The sequence below is a fragment of the Desulfobacter sp. genome, from assembly GCF_050177295.1.
On the sequence record NZ_JBFXHE010000494.1, the window covers coordinates 1 to 3,023 of the forward strand.

Sequence of the window (3,023 nt, forward strand, 5' to 3'; positions counted from 1 at the left end):
TGTTAATTAGCAAATTATAAGAGTCCCAAAAGTCCTGATTTAATCAAATTATTCCAGCTAAACCTGGCTTTTCAATTATGGTATAATGATTAATCATTAGTCACTTTAAGGAAGCACAAACCATGGTTTATCTGGAACACTTTTCTGACCACCCGCTGGATTATATCAACGAATTCTACACCGCTGAAAAAGTTCGCATCGACAGCTGTCCTCATTGTCATTCGTGCAGGCGGCTTCATCTTCATGGTATCTATCACCGGCATGTGATCTGGTATGAGGATGTCTTCGCCATTCCGGTCCAACGCCATTACTGTATCCATTGCGGTAAGACAGTGAGTATTCTGCCTTCTTTTTGCCATCCCGGGTTTCAGCTGGCCCTTCCATTTCTGCTGGAACTGCTTTGGGCCTTTTTAAACAGGATTCCTTCAGCCTGCGCTTTAGCGCATCAGCATCGGCACTTTATCACCCGGCGTTTCCTTTTTTGTCTGAACCGGCTGATTGAGTATTTTCGCATCTGTCATGATCCTTTAATCGTCTTTCCTGATTTTGGGCATAAAAAAGCCATAAAGCTTCTTGAAATGGTCTACTCGGTGGGGAAGCCCCACATCTTCGGCAAAAGATATCACGATCATTTTAAGATAGGATTTATGGCACTTTAATTGTACCATCCTTCCCTATTTTTTTGAAGAACTATTTGTCCCACAGAGCTTTTGCTTTGCCTTTTATCGATTGATCCGTTATTCTCTGATTATCTGGTTTTATGGATCCTTAAAACCTCAACTCATTAAAATCGGAGGTTTTTACAATGACTGAAAAAGACAAAGAATTGATTGCTTTATTTCGCTATGGCCTGATTGCGCCGTTACTTACGGATACCATCACGAACCACACGGCTTATCTGGATGAGGTCAGTGCCAAAACCCATGATGTCCCGCATTATGGCATCCGCACCTACAACCGTAAAACCCTGCTGGAATGGCACCGTTTGTACCGGCGCCATGGTTTTGATGCGCTTAAGCCCAAGGTTCGGACGGACAAGGGTTCGTCCCGGGCGTTACCGGCAGAATCGGCCAGACTACTCCTTACGCTGCGAACGGAAAACATCCATTTATCAGTGAAGTTGTTCCATGAGTGGCTCATTCATGAAGGCCACTTCACCAGCTCTGACTGTTCCTATTCGACGGTGTATCGGCTGCTCAAAAAACATCAACTGTTAAAGCCATCCCAGGCGGATACATCTGACCGCCGCCGGTTTGCCCATATTGATATCAACACCCTATGGCAGACCGATGTTTCCCATGGCCCGTATCTGACTCTTAACGGTAAAAAACGCAAAACCTATCTGATCGCTTTTATCGATGATGCTTCCCGGCGGATTACCGGGGCTCAGTTCATGCTGGCTGAGAAGAATGAAGATCTCCTTCATGTCCTTAAATCGGCTTTACTTACCTGTGGCAAGCCCACCATGCTTTATGCGGATAATGGCAAGATTTTCCGTTCCCACCAACTGAATACTTCCTGTGCCACCCTGGGTATTGCCTTGGTCAACACCAAGCCTTATGATCCCAAAAGCAAGGGCAAAATCGAGCGCTTTTTCAAAACCGTCCGCAGCCGTTTCTATCCACTTTTGACGGATGCTGACTTGATGGATCTGGAGGTCCTCAACCAACGCTTTGAGGCCTGGCTGGCTCGGGATTATCATCATAAGGTTCATTCGAGTCTCAATGAAGCGCCGATGGTCTTTTATATGCGGGGGAGTGACCGGATTAAGCATTTCTCTGATCCCCGAATTATTGATGAAGCCTTTCTGATCCGGGTGACCAGAAAGGTCAAGTCGGATGCCACCATTTCGCTGCACAACGCCCTTTTCGAAGCGTCGCCGATGTTTATTGGTAAGAGCGTGGATATCCGTTATCCCAATGAATGTCCGGATGAAATCTATATTTATGAAAACAGTGTCCGGATTCTTACCTGCAAAAAAGTCATCATGACGGACAACGCCATTGCCAAACGCAATAACAATGCTATCAGCTACAGCGCGTTAGGCGGTGTTCCTCATGTATAAATCATTTTTCGGGTTCCAGCAGGCGCCCTTTGACAAGGGCATTGATTCATCGATGCTCTTTCAATCTGAAGCTTACAAGGAAGTTTTAGCCCGACTGGATTATCTCAAAACCACCCGCGGTTTTGGTCTGATTACTGGGGACCCCGGGGTTGGTAAAACATCGACCCTGCGGGTCTTTGCCGACAGTTTGAATCCGTCGTTATATAAGGTCATGTATTTCCCGATGTCTTCCGGGACAACCATGGATTTTTACCGGGGTCTGGCGTTTTCGCTTGGGGAACAGCCAAAATTTCGAAAAGTGGAGCTGTTTTTTCAGATTCAGAACGCCATTACGGATCTTTATGATAAACGCCGCATCACGCCGGTCTTTATCCTGGATGAGATGCAGTCGGCTTCAGCCCAGTTTCTTCACGATCTGAGCATCATTTTTAACTTTGACATGGATAAACGTAATCCTTTTATTCTGATTCTCACCGGTTTACCGACGCTGGCCAACCGACTGGCCTTAAACCAGAACCGGTCGCTTGATCAGCGGCTGGTGACCCGGTTTCATTTCTCGCCGCTTACACCGGATGAGGTTCGGGATTATATCAAACACCGGTTTAAGCATGCCGGTGTTTCACGGAATCTGATCAACGAGAATGCTTATGAAGCCATTTCATCATCCACTGGTGGTTATCCGCGATTAGTCGGTAATCTGGTTACCCAGTGTCTGATTCTTGCCTTTCAAAAACAAACAGATCTTATTGATGAAGAGATTGTTTTTGCCGCTTCTGCGGATGCTGGGATTTAACGCCTGACGGCGTTATTTCCCTTTTTTTCTGGAGAAATAAAGCGTGATTATGTGATTAAAAAACTGAAACACACTTTTTAACCCGCCATTATTTTCACAGTCTTTCGAACATTTCGATCCGTTTTATTGTGATTAAACCAGTCCGAAATAATGTGAAAATTTACA

The 3,023-nt window shown here is 45.5% G+C and carries 3 protein-coding genes; all 3 read left to right on the forward strand.

The window, feature by feature from the left end; translation table 11 throughout:
• Window positions 1-122 precede the first annotated feature (122 nt).
• The 3 genes from AB7U36_RS21620 to AB7U36_RS21630 all read left to right on the forward strand — a co-directional run bounded on the left by AB7U36_RS21620 (window position 123) and on the right by AB7U36_RS21630 (window position 2,858).
• Window positions 123-659 (forward strand): transposase, encoded by a 537-nt coding sequence (locus tag AB7U36_RS21620; RefSeq protein ID WP_414150291.1) that lies wholly within the window; start codon window positions 123-125, stop codon window positions 657-659.
• 146 nt (window positions 660-805) lie between these two features.
• On the forward strand, window positions 806-2,065 hold the full coding sequence (locus AB7U36_RS21625) for a DDE-type integrase/transposase/recombinase (protein WP_428161679.1): 1,260 nt from the start codon (window positions 806-808) through the stop codon (window positions 2,063-2,065).
• Window positions 2,058-2,858 carry an ExeA family protein gene (locus tag AB7U36_RS21630; RefSeq protein ID WP_414150293.1) on the forward strand — a complete coding sequence of 267 codons (801 nt, stop codon included), beginning with the start codon at window positions 2,058-2,060 and terminating at the stop codon, window positions 2,856-2,858. Before AB7U36_RS21625 ends, AB7U36_RS21630 begins: the two co-directional genes overlap by 8 nt.
• Window positions 2,859-3,023: the final 165 nt, after the last annotated feature.

Excerpts from the sequence above, each read along its gene's own strand:
- AB7U36_RS21620 (WP_414150291.1), top strand. The coding sequence starts at position 123 with ATGGTTTATCTGGAACACTTTTCTGACCACCCGCTGGATTATATCAAC.
- AB7U36_RS21625 (WP_428161679.1), top strand. The coding sequence starts at position 806 with ATGACTGAAAAAGACAAAGAATTGATTGCTTTATTTCGCTATGGCCTG.
- AB7U36_RS21630 (WP_414150293.1), top strand. The coding sequence starts at position 2,058 with ATGTATAAATCATTTTTCGGGTTCCAGCAGGCGCCCTTTGACAAGGGC.